This is a genomic window from Saccharibacillus sp. O23, from assembly GCF_002205895.1.
Taxonomy (GTDB): domain Bacteria; phylum Bacillota; class Bacilli; order Paenibacillales; family Paenibacillaceae; genus Saccharibacillus.
This window is the reverse complement of record NZ_NJDE01000009.1, coordinates 411,285-426,459: the sequence shown is the minus strand read 5'-3', so window position 1 is coordinate 426,459 and position 15,175 is coordinate 411,285. Positions and strand designations below refer to the sequence as shown.

The 15,175-nt window shown below is 59.3% G+C and carries 12 protein-coding genes; all 12 read right to left on the bottom strand.

Annotated elements, in window-relative coordinates; all coding sequences use genetic code 11:
* Positions 1 to 4 precede the first annotated feature (4 nt).
* The 12 genes from CDO73_RS13870 to yihA all read right to left on the bottom strand — a co-directional run bounded on the left by CDO73_RS13870 (position 5) and on the right by yihA (position 15,070).
* Positions 5 to 1,378, bottom strand: a complete 1,374-nt coding sequence (locus tag CDO73_RS13870) for a bifunctional folylpolyglutamate synthase/dihydrofolate synthase (protein WP_088489100.1) — start codon at positions 1,376 to 1,378, stop codon at positions 5 to 7.
* 9 nt (positions 1,379 to 1,387) lie between these two features.
* Positions 1,388 to 4,060, bottom strand: coding sequence for a valine--tRNA ligase (locus tag CDO73_RS13865; protein WP_088489099.1), 2,673 nt, complete (start codon positions 4,058 to 4,060; stop codon positions 1,388 to 1,390).
* A 446-nt stretch (positions 4,061 to 4,506) separates the two neighbouring features.
* Positions 4,507 to 5,625 (bottom strand): RluA family pseudouridine synthase, encoded by a 1,119-nt coding sequence (locus CDO73_RS13860; protein WP_256972693.1) that lies wholly within the window; start codon positions 5,623 to 5,625, stop codon positions 4,507 to 4,509.
* Positions 5,625 to 6,926, bottom strand: coding sequence for a glutamate-1-semialdehyde 2,1-aminomutase (hemL, locus tag CDO73_RS13855; protein WP_088489098.1), 1,302 nt, complete (start codon positions 6,924 to 6,926; stop codon positions 5,625 to 5,627). The genes CDO73_RS13860 and hemL overlap by 1 nt, the downstream gene beginning before the upstream one ends.
* A gap of 68 nt (positions 6,927 to 6,994) precedes the next feature.
* Positions 6,995 to 8,002: a porphobilinogen synthase gene (gene hemB / locus CDO73_RS13850; protein ID WP_088489097.1), complete on the bottom strand. Its 1,008-nt coding sequence runs from the start codon at positions 8,000 to 8,002 to the stop codon at positions 6,995 to 6,997.
* Between the two features lie 94 nt (positions 8,003 to 8,096).
* A complete protein-coding gene (gene cobA, locus CDO73_RS13845) occupies positions 8,097 to 9,659 on the bottom strand; it encodes a uroporphyrinogen-III C-methyltransferase (RefSeq protein ID WP_088489096.1) in 1,563 nt (520 codons plus the stop codon).
* 6 nt (positions 9,660 to 9,665) lie between these two features.
* Positions 9,666 to 10,598 (bottom strand): hydroxymethylbilane synthase, encoded by a 933-nt coding sequence (gene hemC, locus CDO73_RS13840; protein ID WP_088489152.1) that lies wholly within the window; start codon positions 10,596 to 10,598, stop codon positions 9,666 to 9,668.
* 17 nt (positions 10,599 to 10,615) lie between these two features.
* Positions 10,616 to 11,263: a precorrin-2 dehydrogenase/sirohydrochlorin ferrochelatase family protein gene (locus tag CDO73_RS13835; RefSeq protein ID WP_088489095.1), complete on the bottom strand. Its 648-nt coding sequence runs from the start codon at positions 11,261 to 11,263 to the stop codon at positions 10,616 to 10,618.
* 7 nt (positions 11,264 to 11,270) lie between these two features.
* Positions 11,271 to 12,098 carry a cytochrome c biogenesis protein CcsA gene (gene ccsA, locus CDO73_RS13830; RefSeq protein WP_088489094.1) on the bottom strand — a complete coding sequence of 276 codons (828 nt, stop codon included), beginning with the start codon at positions 12,096 to 12,098 and terminating at the stop codon, positions 11,271 to 11,273.
* A 13-nt stretch (positions 12,099 to 12,111) separates the two neighbouring features.
* A complete protein-coding gene (gene hemA / locus CDO73_RS13825; RefSeq protein WP_088489093.1) occupies positions 12,112 to 13,467 on the bottom strand; it encodes a glutamyl-tRNA reductase in 1,356 nt (451 codons plus the stop codon).
* Between the two features lie 151 nt (positions 13,468 to 13,618).
* Positions 13,619 to 14,206, bottom strand: coding sequence for a non-ribosomal peptide synthetase module (locus tag CDO73_RS13820; RefSeq protein WP_088489092.1), 588 nt, complete (start codon positions 14,204 to 14,206; stop codon positions 13,619 to 13,621).
* A gap of 201 nt (positions 14,207 to 14,407) precedes the next feature.
* Positions 14,408 to 15,070, bottom strand: coding sequence for a ribosome biogenesis GTP-binding protein YihA/YsxC (yihA, locus tag CDO73_RS13815; protein ID WP_088489091.1), 663 nt, complete (start codon positions 15,068 to 15,070; stop codon positions 14,408 to 14,410).
* Between the last annotated feature and the right edge of the window lie 105 nt (positions 15,071 to 15,175).

Genomic DNA, 15,175 nt, shown 5'->3' with positions numbered 1-15,175 from the left:
CGTTTCACCAACCTTTCTCAGAATCGGCCTGCTGCAGCAATTGTGCACGCACGTCGGAAATCAAATATAAAGTGCCGGAAACGACCCCGAGGTCTTCCGGACCGATCGACGCTTCGAACCGGGCCAGCGCCGCGCGCCAGTCCGGCTCGACCGTAATCGCGAGTTCCGGCTTGGCGTATTCCGCCCGCAATCCTTCCGCGATTTCGGCCAATGCCGAAGCGTCCATCTTTTTGCGAAAATCCGGTTCCGTCACGATCAGTTCGTCGACCAGCGGCAGAATGGATTTGAAATAGTCTTCGTGGCTTTTGGTGGACAGCATGCCCATCATCAGCACCAGACGGCCGTACGTCCAGCCGCTTTGCAAGCTTTGCGCGAGCGCCGCCGCTCCTTCCGGATTATGCGCGCCGTCCATCAGAATGCGCGGCTCCCGGCGAACGAGTTCCATGCGTCCCGCCCAGAACGTCTCGGCGAACCCGGCGGCCGTCTTCTCGTCGTCGAGTTGGAACGCCATGTATTGGCGAAGCACTTCGAGCGCCATGAAAGCGCCGGCCGCGTTCTCCAACTGGTATTCTCCTCTCAGCGAAAGAGACAGGTCGAATTCGCGGAACGGTCCTCGGAAATGCAGGCTCTGCCCGTCTTCGCTGCCGGCCGTCTTCTCGTAAAAGAAGTTCTCGCCCGCCGCGTAACAGGTGCTTTTGCGCAGATTCGCGGTTTCTTTGATCACGCGCAACGCTTCCGGTTGGCTGACGCCGGTCACGACCGGAACGCCGGCTTTGATAATGCCCGCTTTCTCCGCCGCGATCTTCTCCAGCGTGTCGCCGAGAATGTCCATATGGTCATGGCCGACGTTCGTAATGACCGACACGATCGGATGCACGATGTTCGTCACGTCCATGCGTCCCCCGAGACCCGTTTCCCACACGACGACGTCGGGATAGCAGACGTCCGCGTAATACAGAATCGCGAGCGCGGTCGACACTTCGAACATCGTCGGCGAACCGAGCTCGGTCAAAGCGATCTCTTCCACCGCCGGTTTCAGGCGATTCGACAAGGCCAGCAGCGTCTCGTCCGGAATATCTTGTCCGTTATATTGAAAACGGTTCGTGAATTTGGTGATGTAAGGCGACGTGAACGTGCCGACGTCGTAACCGTTGCGGATCAGCGCGCCGGTCAGAAAAGCGCAGGTCGAACCTTTGCCGTTCGTGCCCGCGACGTGAATGAATTTGAGCCGGCGATGCGGATGCCCGAACAGCTCCATCAGACGCTCGATCCGTTCCAGCCCGGGACGGATGCCGAACGGAATGAGTCCGTTGATCCAATCCACGGCTTCCGCATAAGAAGTCAGGGGCGCCGAAGCGCCCCGATCGTTGTTGTCCATCGTGCCACCTTATCCTTTCAACTCGGCGATGCGAGCCAGCACCTTGTCGCGCTTGTCGGAGTAATCGGCTTGTTTGGCGCGTTCCTCTTCGATGACATGCGCCGGCGCTTTGGACGTGAAGCCCGGGTTGGACAGCTTTTTGTCGACGCGTTCCACTTCCGCGTTCAGCGTCTTGACTTCTTTCTCCAGACGGGCGATTTCTTGAGCGATATCGATCAGTCCCGCCAGCGGCAGATACAGTTCGGCTCCCGTGATCACCGACGTTACGGCTTTGTCCGGAGCTTGCAGATCCAGTCCGCTCGCGTAATCGGACGTGTTGCAGAAACGGCGGATATAGCCTTCGTTGGCGTTCAGGATTTCGAGCATTTCCGGCGAAGTCGCTTTGACGTTCAGCTCGATCTTTTTGCTCATCGGCACGTTGACTTCGGCGCGGATGTTGCGGACGGAACGGATGATATCCATCAGCAGTTCCATTTCGCGCGCGGCTTCGGCGTTCTCGAATTTCTCGTCGTAAGTCGGCCACTGGGCCAGCGTGATCGTCTCGCCGTCATGCGGCAGATGCTGCCAGATCTCTTCCGAGATGAACGGCATGAACGGATGGATCAGGCGCAGCGTGCGGTCGAGCACGTAAGCGAGCACGGACTGCGTTTTGGCTTTGGCAGCCGCGTCTTCGCCGTACAGCGAGAGCTTGGCGAATTCGATGTACCAGTCGCACAGATCGTCCCAGATGAAGTTGTACAGCAGTCGTCCCGTTTCGCCGAACTCGTACGAATCGATCAGACGCGTGATATCGCGGGCCGTCTCGTTCATGCGGTGCAGAATCCAGCGGTCCGCGGTCGTCAGGTCGCCCGTAATGTCGATCTGATCGTACGTGAAACCTTCGAGATTCATCAGCGCGAAACGCGAAGCGTTCCAGATCTTGTTCGCGAAGTTGCGGATCTGTTCGACGCGTTCCCAACGGAAGCGCAGGTCTTGTCCCGGCGTGATGCCCGTCGACAGCATGAAGCGCATCGCGTCCGCGCCGTATTTGTCGATGACTTCGAGCGGATCGACGCCGTTTCCGAGCGATTTGGACATTTTGCGTCCTTCGCTGTCGCGGACAAGGCCGTGGATCAGCGTATCTTTGAACGGCATTTTGCCGGTAAATTCGTAACCTTGGAAGATCATGCGCGATACCCAGAACGGAATGATGTCGTATCCCGTTACGAGCACGTCGACCGGATAGTAGCGTTTGAAATCTTCGCTGTTTTCGTCCGGCCAGCCCATCGTCGAGAACGGCCACAGCGCGGAGCTGAACCACGTATCGAGCACGTCGTTGTCCTGAACGAGATCGCCGCGGCCCAGTTTCTCGCGCGCTTCTTCTTCGCTCTTCGCTACGACCATCTCGCCCGTTTCTTGGGAATACCAAGCCGGAATGCGGTGCCCCCACCACAATTGACGCGAGATGCACCAATCGCGAACGTTCTCCATCCAATGCAGATACGTGCGTTCGAAGCGGTCCGGCACGAAATTGACGCCTTCGCCGTTCTTTTGCGCGGCGACGACCGGCTCGGCCAGCGGCTGCATTTTCACGAACCATTGGGTCGACAAATAAGGTTCGACGACGGCGTCGGTACGCTCGCTGTGGCCGACTTGATGCAGGTGGTCTTCGATCTTGATCAGCACGCCCTGCTCTTTGAGATCGGCGACGATCTTCTTGCGGCAGTCCGCGCGGTCCAGTCCTTCGTACGGACCGGCTTCGGCGTTCATGATGCCGCCTTCGTCCATCACCGTGATCTGCGGCAGATCATGACGCAGGCCGACTTCGAAGTCGTTAGGATCGTGCGCCGGCGTAATCTTCACCGCGCCGCTTCCGAATTCTTTCTCCACGTAGTCGTCGGCGATGACCGGAATCTCGCGGCCGATGATCGGCAGCACGAGGGTCTTCCCGATCATATCCGCATAACGCTCGTCTTCCGGGTGAACGGCTACGGCCGTATCGCCGAGCATCGTTTCCGGACGCGTCGTGGCGACCGTGATCGAACCGCTTCCGTCTTTGAGCGGATACTGCAGGTGATACAGATGTCCCTGCGTTTCTTTGTATTCGACTTCGATATCCGACAGCGCCGTACGAGCCGCCGGATCCCAGTTGATGATGCGTTTGCCGCGGTAGATCAAGCCTTTGTCGTACAGCTTGACGAAGACTTCTTTAACCGCGTCGGACAATCCTTCGTCCAGCGTGAAGCGTTCGCGCGAATAGTCGAGCGACAAACCGATCTTCGCCCACTGCGCTTTGATATTCGCGGCGTACGTTTCTTTCCATTCCCAAGTCTGCTCCAAAAATTTCTCGCGGCCCAGATCGTGGCGGCTGATGCCCTGCTCGCGCAGTTTCTGTTCGACTTTGGCCTGCGTCGCGATCCCCGCGTGGTCGGAACCCGGCAGCCAGAGCGCGTCGTATCCTTGCATGCGCTTCGCGCGAACCAGAATATCCTGAAGCGTGAAGTCCAGCGCGTGGCCGATATGCAGCACGCCCGTTACGTTCGGCGGCGGGATTACGATGGTGTAAGGCTTCGCTTCCGGCACGCGGCCGGCTTTGAAGAAACCGTTCTCCATCCAGTATGTGTACCATTTCTGCTCCGCGGACTTCGGATCGTAAGTCGTCGGCAGCGAGGTTTGATTTTCGTTGGCTTGAATATCCGACATCGGACAGCCCTCCCTGTTTTTGAAATGCGAATGTTGGGGTTAAAAAAGGCAATAAAAAAAGCCTTTCGTCGCAAAGGACGAAAGGACTTGCTTTCGCGGTACCACCTTTGTTCCGTGACTTGCTGGTTTTCGAAGAAAATCCAGAACAACTGGTCTTCGAAAATCCAAAAAAAGCCGCGGCACTCGTACGGATAACGGCCGTAAACCGGTTCTTCCTAGCTAATCGCACATTCGAAATCGAAGGCCGAAAAAAGGTTCAGAAGAACGACTCCCGGGCGACTTCGGTCAGCTTGTATCCTGCGGAATCTTCCAGCCTGCGAATTCCGCTCTCTGAAGGGCCTGCTGCCTACTCTTCCCGATCCTCGTCTGTAGAAAAGTTCATGAATATCCTCTATCATACCGTGAGCTTACGCACTCGTCAATGATTCTCCGCGAAATGTGCCACGTCATGTCAGACGGTCGAGCAGCCGCTCCATGTCTTCGGGCAAGGGATCGGATACTTCGATCCCTTCTCCGGTAAAAGGATGCGTAAAATCCAGCCGTTCTCCGTGCAGCGCCTGTCGGTTCAAAGGATCTTCCGGACCTCCGTACAAGACGTCGCCGATCAGCGGATGTCCGGCATGCGCCAGATGCACGCGGATCTGATGCGTGCGTCCGGTATCCAGCGTCAGCCGGACGAGGCTGGCGCGGCCGCCGGACAGATGGCGGACAAGCTCCACGCGCGTCCGCGCTTCCTGTCCGCCGGGGGATACCCGGCGGCGGCTCTTGTGATGGCGGTCGCGTCCGATGGGCGCGTCGATCGCGGTCAAGGACGGCGGGACTTTGCCCGCCGCGACCGCGAGATAGACGCGGCCGATGCCTTTTTCGCGCATTTGGGCGTCCAGCGCCAGCCGCGCGAACTCGCCTTTGGCGTAGAGCACGGGACCGGACGTGTATTCGTCCAGACGGTGCACATGGTGCACGGCGCAGGCTTCGCCGTGCATCTGGTAATGCGCGGCGACGAGGTTCGCCAGCGTCGCGCGCTGCGCGCGGCTGCCGTCGGGATGCACCGCGATCCCCGCGGGCTTGCGGACGACTAAGCAGAAGTCGTCCTCGTACAGGACTTCGATCCCGCTTTCTTCCCAAGCGGGATCGAAGCCGAGATCTTCGTCCGGGCGCAGCCGCAGCATCGCGCGGCCGCCCCGGACCTGCACTTCGCCCGCCGCGAGCAGGCGGCGGGCCAGCTTCTCGGGCACGCCGAGCGCAGCGGCGGCCCGGGCTTCAAGCCCGGCGGCCGCAGGCGCCGGGCGGCTCTCGCTCGCGGACGCTTCGGAGTCCGCGCCGGGTTCGCCGTCAGCCGCGCCCTCATTCGGCGCGGCTGACGGCGGCTCGGCCGGCAGCTTGCCGGCTTCGGCGCTCGGAACGCTCGCGTTCTCCGCTTCCGCGATTACCGCCCGGGTCGCTGCGCTTTTCGCCTCGGCGCTTGACGCGTCCGCCTTGTCCGCTTCCGGCTTATGTCCGTCCGCGAACCCGGCGGGCAGCGCCGTCTCGATCCATTCGCCGCGGCGCGTCCAGCTCCGCGCCATCAGAGCGACAGCAGCGCGCCGCGGTGCGCTTCGATCGTGGCGTCGATATCGGCGTCGCTGTGCACGCCCGAGACGAACATGCCTTCGAACTGCGACGGCGCCACGCTGACGCCGCGGTCGATCATCGCCGCGAAGTAGCGGCGGAACAGGGCCAGATCGCTCGCTTTGGCCGTGTCGTAGTCCACGACCGAACCTTCCGCGAAGAACGGGCAGACCATCGAACCGACCCGGTTGATCGTCACCGGAATCCCGGCTTCCCGGGCGTTTCGTTCGAAGCCCGCTTGCAGGCGCGCGCCGGCTTCTTCGAGCCGTTCGTAGACGGCCGGCGTCAGCAGTTTGAGCGTCGTGTAGCCCGCCGCCATCGCCAGCGGGTTGCCGCTGAGCGTACCGGCCTGATAGATCGGGCCGCTAGGAGCGACCTGCTCCATGATCTCGCGTTTGCCGCCGTAAGCGCCGACCGGCAGACCGCCGCCGATCACCTTGCCGAAGCAGGTCAGATCCGGCGTCACGCCGAAACGTCCTTGCGCGGAATTCAAGCCCACGCGGAAGCCGGTCATGACTTCGTCGAAGATCAGAAGGCTGCCGTAACGTTCCGTCGCTTCGCGCAGGCCTTCGAGGAAGCCCGGCCGCGGAGGCACGACGCCCATGTTGCCGGCGACCGGCTCGACGATGATGCAGGCGATCTGCTCGCCGAATTTTTCGAACGCCAGCTTGACCGCGTCGATATCGTTATAAGGCACGGTAATCGTATTGGAAGCCAGCGTTTCCGGTACCCCGGGACTGTCCGGCAGGCCGAGCGTCGCCACGCCCGAACCGGCTTTGATCAGCAGGCTGTCGCTGTGCCCGTGATACGAACCTTCGAACTTCAGAATCTTGTCGCGCTTGGTGATGCCGCGCGCCAGACGAATCACGCTGAGCGTCGCTTCCGTGCCGGAATTGACCATGCGCACGATGTCGACGGACGGAACGCGTTCGGCGACCAGCTTCGCCATCTCGGTCTCGAGCAGCGTCGGCGCGCCGAAACTCGTGCCTTTGGCCGCCGTTTCCTGAAGGGCGCGCACGACTTCGGGATGCGCATGGCCCATGATGAGCGGCCCCCACGAACCGACGTAATCGATAAAGACGTTGCCGTCGATGTCGTAGACGCGGGAACCTTCGCCCCGCTCGATGTAGATCGGCGTCAAGCCGACCGATTTGAAAGCCCGAACCGGGCTGTTAACGCCGCCGGGGATGTATTGTTTGGCTTCTTCGAAAGCGGCGCTCGAACGGGTATCGACCCGCTTGGATACGGATTCGCTCATGGAATCACTCCTCGATAATTAGTCCGACGAACCGGAGAAAAACGAGACTCCGGCTTCGGCTGCGGTACTTAATGCTGTTCTTCGCGCAGCCAGCGGGCCGCGTCTTTGGCATGATAAGTGATGATGATGTCCGCTCCGGCGCGTTTGAGTCCGGTGAGCAGTTCGAGCACGATGCCCCGCTCGTTGATCCAATTGTTGTTGGCCGCCGCTTTGACCATCGCGTATTCGCCGCTGACGTTATAAGCCACAAGCGGCAGATCGAATTCGTTTTTGATCGTGCGGATGATGTCCATATAGGCCATCGCAGGTTTGACCATCAGCATGTCCGCACCTTCCAGCACGTCGCTCTCCGCTTCGCGGATCGCTTCCAGCGCGTTCGCCGGGTCCATCTGATAGGTCTTGCGGTCGCCGAACTGCGGCGCCGAATCGGCGGCTTCGCGGAACGGGCCGTAGAACGCCGACGCGTATTTGACCGAATAGGCCATGATCGGAATCTGGTCGTATCCGGCGGCGTCGAGCCCTTCCCGGATCGCTTGAACGTAACCGTCCATCATGTTCGACGGCGCGATGATGTCCGCTCCCGCTTCCGCCTGCGATACGGCCGTGCGGACCAGCAGTTCCAGCGATTCGTCGTTAAGCACGTCGCCGTGAATATGGCCGTCGCGTTCAAACGTATGGACCATGCCGCAGTGGCCGTGATCGGTGAATTCGCACAAGCAGGTATCCGCTACGACCAGCAGGTCCGGATACCATTCTTTGATCTTGCGCGTCGCCTGCTGCACGATGCCGTCCTGCGCGTAAGCGCCCGTGCCCACGCTGTCTTTGGTCTCCGGAATGCCGAACAAGATCACCGCTTTGATGCCCAATCCGACGATCTCGTCGACTTCCGATCTCAGCGTGTCGAGCGAGAAGTTGTATACCCCCGGCATCGAGCTGATCTCGGTCTTGACGCCTTCTCCGTAAGTCACGAAGATCGGCATGATAAAATCGTTCGCGCTGATCGCGGTCTCCCGGACCATGCTCCGCAGCGCTGCGGTGCGACGCAAACGACGATGTCTGACAGTTGGAAATGCCATAATGAAAGACTCCTTTTTTAGAAAGAAATGGACCGGCCGCGACCGGCAAAAATCCGGCCGGTCCTTCGCGATGAAGGATTCCGGCCGCTTTATCTTACATACCCGATTCTCCGTGATCCGTCCCCGCTTTCCAGCCGCAGAGCGAATCCAACAGACTTTCGATCGTCGCTTCTTTGGCCAGCAGATCGACGCGCAAGCCGCTGTCTTCGGCGGTCTTGGCCGTCTGCGGACCGATGCAGGCGATCGTCGAACGGTTCAGCAGTTCGACGGCGTCGTCCGCGCCCATCCGCTTCAGTACCGCGAGCAGGTTGCGAACCGTGGACGAGCTGGTAAACGTCACCGCGTGCATTTTATCGTCTTGCAGCAGATCCAGCAGGTCCTCGTCGTCTTCGCCGGTCAATACCGTCTCGTAAGTATCGAGTTCGGTTACGCCGAGTCCCCGCTCTTGCAGCGTCTCGGACAACCAGCCGCGAGCCAGATCGCCTCTGGGCAGCAGCACGCGCTCGCCGGTAAGCAGCCGTTCGCCGTAAGCTTCGATCATCCCTTCGGCGTCGAAACGTTCCGGCGGCGCTTCGCAGCGGATGCCACGGCGACGCAGCGCTTCGATCGTCGCCGGTCCGACGGCCGCGATCTTCGCCCGATGCAGCGAACGGACGTCGAGTCCCGCTTCGTCCAGATGGCGAAAGAAATAATCGACGCCGTTCACGCTGGTGAAGAACACCCAGTCGTAGCTCTCGATCTCGCTCATCGCCAGCCGGATCTTCTCCAGCTTCTCTTCGCCCGCCGGCATGATCGTCTCGATCACCGGGAACTCGTAAGGCTCGCCGCCCAATTCCTCGATGCGGTCGACCAATTCGCTCGCTTGGCTGCGCGCGCGCGTGACCAGAATGCGCCGTCCGAACAAAGGCATCTGCTCGGCCCAACGCAGCCGTTCGCGCTGACCGACCACATCGCCGACGACGATGACCGCCGGCGGTTTGAAATCGCGTTCCGCCACTTTGTCCGCGATATCGGCCAACGTGCCGATCAGCGTCTCCTGCTCGGCGCGGGTACCCCAGCGGACAAGCGCGACCGGCGTCGAAGCCGGACGTCCGTGCTTCAGCAGCTGCGCGGAGATATGGCCGATCTGAGCCACGCCCATCATAAAGACCAGCGTTCCGGTCGCGTTCGTGACTTTGTCCCATTTGATCATCTTGTCCAGCTTCTCCGGATGTTCGTGTCCGGTGATGACGGAGAACGAAGAAGCCAAGTTGCGGTGCGTAACCGGAATGCCGGCATAAGCCGGGACCGCGATCGACGACGTGATGCCCGGCACGATCTCGTAACCGATGCCGTGCTTGCGAAGTTCTTCCGCTTCTTCGCCCACGCGGCCGAACACGGTCGGATCGCCGCCTTTGAGGCGAACGACGATATGGCCTTCCAACGCCAGCTCGACCAGCAGCTTGTTGATATCTTCCTGCTTCATGGTATGGCGTTCCGTGCGTTTGCCGACGTAAATTTTGCGCGCTCCCGGTTTCATCTGGCGCAGCAGCCGCGGGCTGGCGAGCCGGTCATAGACGACGACGTCCGCTTTTTTGATGCATTCCAGCCCTTTGAGCGTGATCAATTTGGCGTCGCCGGGACCGGCTCCGACCAGATATACTTTGCCTGTTGTCATTCCAGTTCAGCCCCTTGCCTGTTCGAGAATCCGGTCCGCGCCTTTGGCGGCCAATTTGCCTGCGACCTGAAGCCCGAGTTCCGTCGGATCGGTTCCTTCCGCGGTTTCTTTGAGCAGCAGGCTGCCGTCCGGCATCCCGACGAGGCCGGTCAGCGAGACGGTCTTGCCGTCTTCGCGAAGCACGGCGTAAGCGCCGATCGGCACTTGGCAGCCGCCGTTCAGCGCGGCCAGCAGCGAGCGCTCCGCTTGGACCGTGCGGGCCGTATCTTCGTCCTGATAGCGGCGAAGCAGCTCCAGCAGTCCGGCGTCGTCGGCGCGGCATTCGATGCCGAGCGCTCCCTGTCCGACCGCGGGCAAGCAGACCTCGACCGGCAGATACGAAGTGATCCGGTCTTCCCAACCCATGCGCTTCAGTCCGGCCGCGGCCAACAGAATCGCGTCGAACCCTTCGGTCTCCAATTTGCGCAGCCGGGAATCGATATTGCCGCGAATCCATTCCAGCTGCAGATCGGGCCGGTAAGCCAACAGTTGGCTGGAACGGCGCAGGCTGCTGGTTCCGACCTTCGCCCCGCGGGGCAGCCCGTCCAGATCCACGCCTTCGCGCGAAATCAGACAGTCCCGGGCATCCTGCCGAAGCGGCACCGCGCCGTTGATCAACCCTTCCGGCAGTTCGGACGGCATGTCTTTCATGCTGTGCACGGCCATATCGATCTCGCCGTTCAACAGCGCTTGTTCGATCTCTTTGACGAACAAACCTTTGCCGCCGACTTTCGACAGCGTCACGTCCAGAATCCGGTCGCCTTTGGTCACGATCTTTTTTACTTCGAAACGAAAAGCCAATCCCGCTTCCTCCGTCAGTTTCTCCAACGCTTCGATCACTTGATGGGTCTGGGTCAGAGCCAGCGCGCTCTGGCGCGATCCTACTACGATTGTCCGCAATTCCGTTGTCATTCCCGTTATTCCTCCCGCTCTTTCTCGATCCATGCGGCGGCTTCTGCTTCGCTCCACGGCACGAACTTGTCTTGTCTAATCTGGTCCAGTATATCGGTTTCCGCCAATTTTCGCATCAAGCGGTGCCGGACTTCCGGCTCGTTTACCGCTTCCCGCACCCGTCCGCGCATCACGTAAAGAAACTCGGCGTACGTTTCGTATTCGTCGCCGAAACGTTCGTCGAGTTCCCGAATCAGCGCGGACGCCGCGGAAGGACCGGCTCCGGACGTCGAAGCCGCCACGATCAGCCTTCCCCGCCGCAAAACGGCCGGATGAATAAAGTTTCCTTGCTGCGCGCGGCTGGCCACGTTCGTCAGCGCGCCCGCTTCCTTCGCCGCCGCCGAGATCCGGTCGTTCAGCGTTTCGTCGCCGCTTGCCGCATAGACGAGCCGGTAGCCCGCGGCGTCTTGTTCCGAAGCCTCGCGCCTCAACCAACGAAGCCGGCCCGCTTCTTCCAGCTCCCTAATCTCCCGCACGGCTTCCGGACTGATCACGGTCAGATCCGCGCCTGCCGCAGCCAACTGCCCGGCTTTGCGGCCCGCGATCTTCCCTCCGCCGACCAGCAGCGTCTTCATTCCTTCGACATCCAGCATAATCGGCATGTATTCGCCCATTTCCGGCTCAGCCTCCGTTCCACTTGTGATATTCGGAGAACGCGTTGCTGAGCAAGTTGACGATCACGAGCGCGTAACCGACCAGCGTCCATTTGGCGATCGAAAAGCCCGAGTATTTGCGCGTGCGTTTAAGCAGAAAATACAATCCGTACACGGCCAAAGCCGCAAACGTGGTGATGCCTTTGACGTCCAGCAGCATCTCCCAACGCCGCTGCGCCACGATCAGCAAGAACGCGACGAGCAGGGACACGATCAGCAGAGGCGTTCCGGTCAAGACCGACAGATGCGCCCAACGTTCCGTCTGTTCCAGACTCGGCAGCCGGCGAACCGTATCGTTCCATTTTTTCTTTTTGAGCATCGCATACAGAAAAAGGTACAAGATGCCGAACACCGCGGCGATCGTCAACGCCACGAGGCTTAGATTCGCCAGCACCACGTGCAGGATCAGCAGCAGCTTCTGCGTATAGCCGATATGTTCGGCGTGCGCGCCTACCGGGAACCAGAACTCGTTCAGCACGCTGGCCGTAAAGCCGACGATGCCCAACAGCAGCACGACGAATTCGGCTTTTTGCGTCAGCGCAAGCGCGAATCCCGCCGCCGTCAGCACGAAGACGAACAGAAACAAGAAATCGTAGACGGAAAACAGCGGCGGCCGGCTCTCGATCACGGTGCGAACCGCGATCACGGAAAATTGCAGCAGCGCCGTTACGCCAAGAAGCCCCGCGCCGATCCGCCGGGATCTCACGCTGCGGCTTACGCAATCGGAGAAATAGAACAGAAGGCTCAGGGCATAAATGTAAATCATCAACTCGATCAAACTCGCAAGCAGCAGCATGCCGTTCACCTGCCTAGAGAACTGCCGGACGCAGGGCAAAAACCGGGGTGTCCGCAGTCTTTTTGGTCGCTTCCGAAGTCTCGGCCGATTCCGCTTCTTCCAGTCTCGACTCCAGCGCGAAAATCTTCGTAAACATCTCGACGGCTTCCGCGCCGTCGCGATCGGCGGCCATTTCTTTGACCCGGTTGATCGGATCGTGCATCATTTGATTCGCTACGCTTTTCATCAAGCGGCTGATCACTTTGCGTTGACGCTCGTCCAATTCCGGCAGCTTGTTGAACAGACTCTCGAGCGTATCCTGATGGATATCGCTCGCTTTCTCTTGAAGCGCGCGAATCACGGGGCGGACGCCCAGCGTCTTCAGCCAACCGTAGAAGTTATCGGATTCCTGCGCGATCATCTTCTCGATCTTCAGGGCTTCGGCCCGGCGCAGTTCCATATTGCTCTCCACGATGCCTTCGAGGTCGTCGATATCGTAGAGGAAAACGCCCGGCAGCTCGGCGATCGCCGGATCGATGTCCCGCGGCACGGCGATATCGATCATGAACAGCGGACGCGAACGACGGACCGCCGCCAGATTCTTCGCCTGTTCGCGCGTCAGCACGTAATCGGAAGCGCCGGTCGAACTGATGACGATATCGACTTCGCTCAGCATCGCCACGCCTTCCTCTATCGTGCAAGGCACGCCGTTGAACTTGCCAGCCAATTCCCGCGCCTTATCCAGCGTACGGTTAGCCACGATAACCTGCGCGGCGCCGCTGGCGTACAGATGCTTCACCGTCAGCTCGCTCATCTTGCCCGCGCCGAGAATCAGCACTTTTTTGTCGGTAAACATGCCGAAGATGCGTTTACCGAGCTCGATCGCCGCGTAGCTGACCGATACCGCATTCTCGCCGATCGACGTCTCGGAGTGGGCGCGTTTGCCCAGCGTCACCGCCTGCTTGAACAGCATGTTGAACCAAGTTCCGGTCGCTTTCTCGGCCTGCGCGGTCAGAAACGCTTGTTTGACCTGTCCGAGAATCTGCGTTTCGCCGAGCACCATCGAATCGAGTCCGCAGACGACTCTCATCAGATGATCGACCGCCTGCTCGTCTTCGTAAATATATAAATGCTGCGTGAAATCGGCTTTCGGAATGCCGAACCACTGCTCCATGAAGTTACGGATGTAGAACGCGCACATATGCAGCCGGTCCACTACGACGTACAATTCGGTCCGGTTGCAAGTGCCGACGATCACGCCTTCCAGCACGCTTTTGGTTTCTTTGAGGCGCTCCAGCGCTTCCGGAAGGTCTTGGTCCGCAATGGCAAACCGTTCTCTGATGTCGATCGGAGCCGTCCGGTAATTCAATCCGACTACCATAATGTGCATAACAAGTTCACCGCCTGATCTGGGATTGCTGCTAAAAAGAATAAACACAAACCGTCATAAACAAACTATATAAAGTATATCACAGCGTATTCGCATAATTGGAAGAATTAAATGAAATGTTTATGAATGTTTGGATGTAAACAATCTTTTTTCAGGCTTCCAATATAAATAAACGCCGGGCTTCTTGGCGCAGCAGCCGATCGATCCGAAGCTTTTCTTCATCCGAAATGCCGTTTCGCCGGCGATCCAGCAGCAGGTCCACCCGCAGGCGGATCTCTTCGATCTCTTTCTCGATATCGGTCGTACGGAAGCGATATTCAAGTTCGGGCACTTGATCGCGATGTTCGAACACCAGACGGCTGGCTCCGCCCGTCAACTCGATGATTCTTCGCACCGATCCGTCCGCGTAGAAGTCGAGCATAACGAATCCGGGGTAAATCCGGCGGATCATTCCCGCGCCTTTGAACATGACGAATAATTGACGCACGAGATGCGTGAGGCGAGGATTGACCAGACGGCAAGACAATTCGCAGACGAAGAGGTTTCTCCGCCGGTCGAACGGCAGGCAGACGCCTTCGCCGCTCTCGTCTTCCAGCACGATCTCGCGGCTTCCGCCGTCGAGAATCCGAACCCGGCAGCGGATGCGCGGGTCCTGAACGTGCTGAAGAAATTTCGACATCTGGCTCTCCGGCAGCAATAAACGGGCCTTAACGAATTCCGTAGCTAAACGCTGCGCCATGGCGAATCCCCTCGATTCCTCAAGATGGGTAGACGAACTTAACTTTATTATACCCGTTAAACGCCAAAAGACGGCTCCGTCGCCGGAGACGCCTTTTCCGCAAATCTTTGCTTATTCCGCCGCATAAACGGTTTTTGTAAGCGTTTTACAGCAGATTGCTTCATGTTTCTTTCGGTTGCGCGATCTTACGCGAACCCTGCCTTATTCGGCAGGTTCGTCTTCGAAAGTTTCGGGCTGCGCGGCTTCTTTTTCCGCTGCGCGCTGCTCAAGCGTCTTCAGCTCGCCCAAGTAGCCTTCGAGCACGCTCCACAGCTCCTCTTTGCCCATATCGTTCTCGGAAGAGAACATGACGAGCGGATCGCCGGGACGCATGCCCAGATCCTGTTTGATGACTTTCGCGTGTTTCTGCCATTTCGTTTTCGGCACTTTATCCGCTTTGGTCGTGACTACGCAGATCGGACGTTCGTAATGGCTCAGCCATTCGTACATTTTGACGTCGTCTTTGCTCGGCGGATGACGAAGATCGACGACCATCACGACGAGCTTCAGCGTTTCGCGCTCGAGCAGATACGCTTCGATCATGTGGCCCCATGCTTCCCGCTGCTGCTTCGATACTTTCGCGAAGCCGTAACCCGGGAAATCGACGAAAAAGAACGAGCGATTGACCAAATAATAGTTCATATGCTGCGTCTTGCCCGGCACGGAACTGGTCCGAGCCAAATTTTTGCGCCGCAGCATGCGGTTAATCAGCGACGACTTGCCGACGTTGGAACGTCCGGCAAGCGCGATCTCCGGCAGGCCGTCCTCGGGATATTGTTTCGGGCCGACGGCACTGATCATAAATTCGGAACTTGTTACATTCATTAGGTTAAAATCCTCTCCGAACCGTTCCGGCCGCTCTTCGCCAAGATCCCGCATACGCGAAATCTGTTTTTTGCGAGCAGCCGACCCGGTTGATTGCTTAGTTTC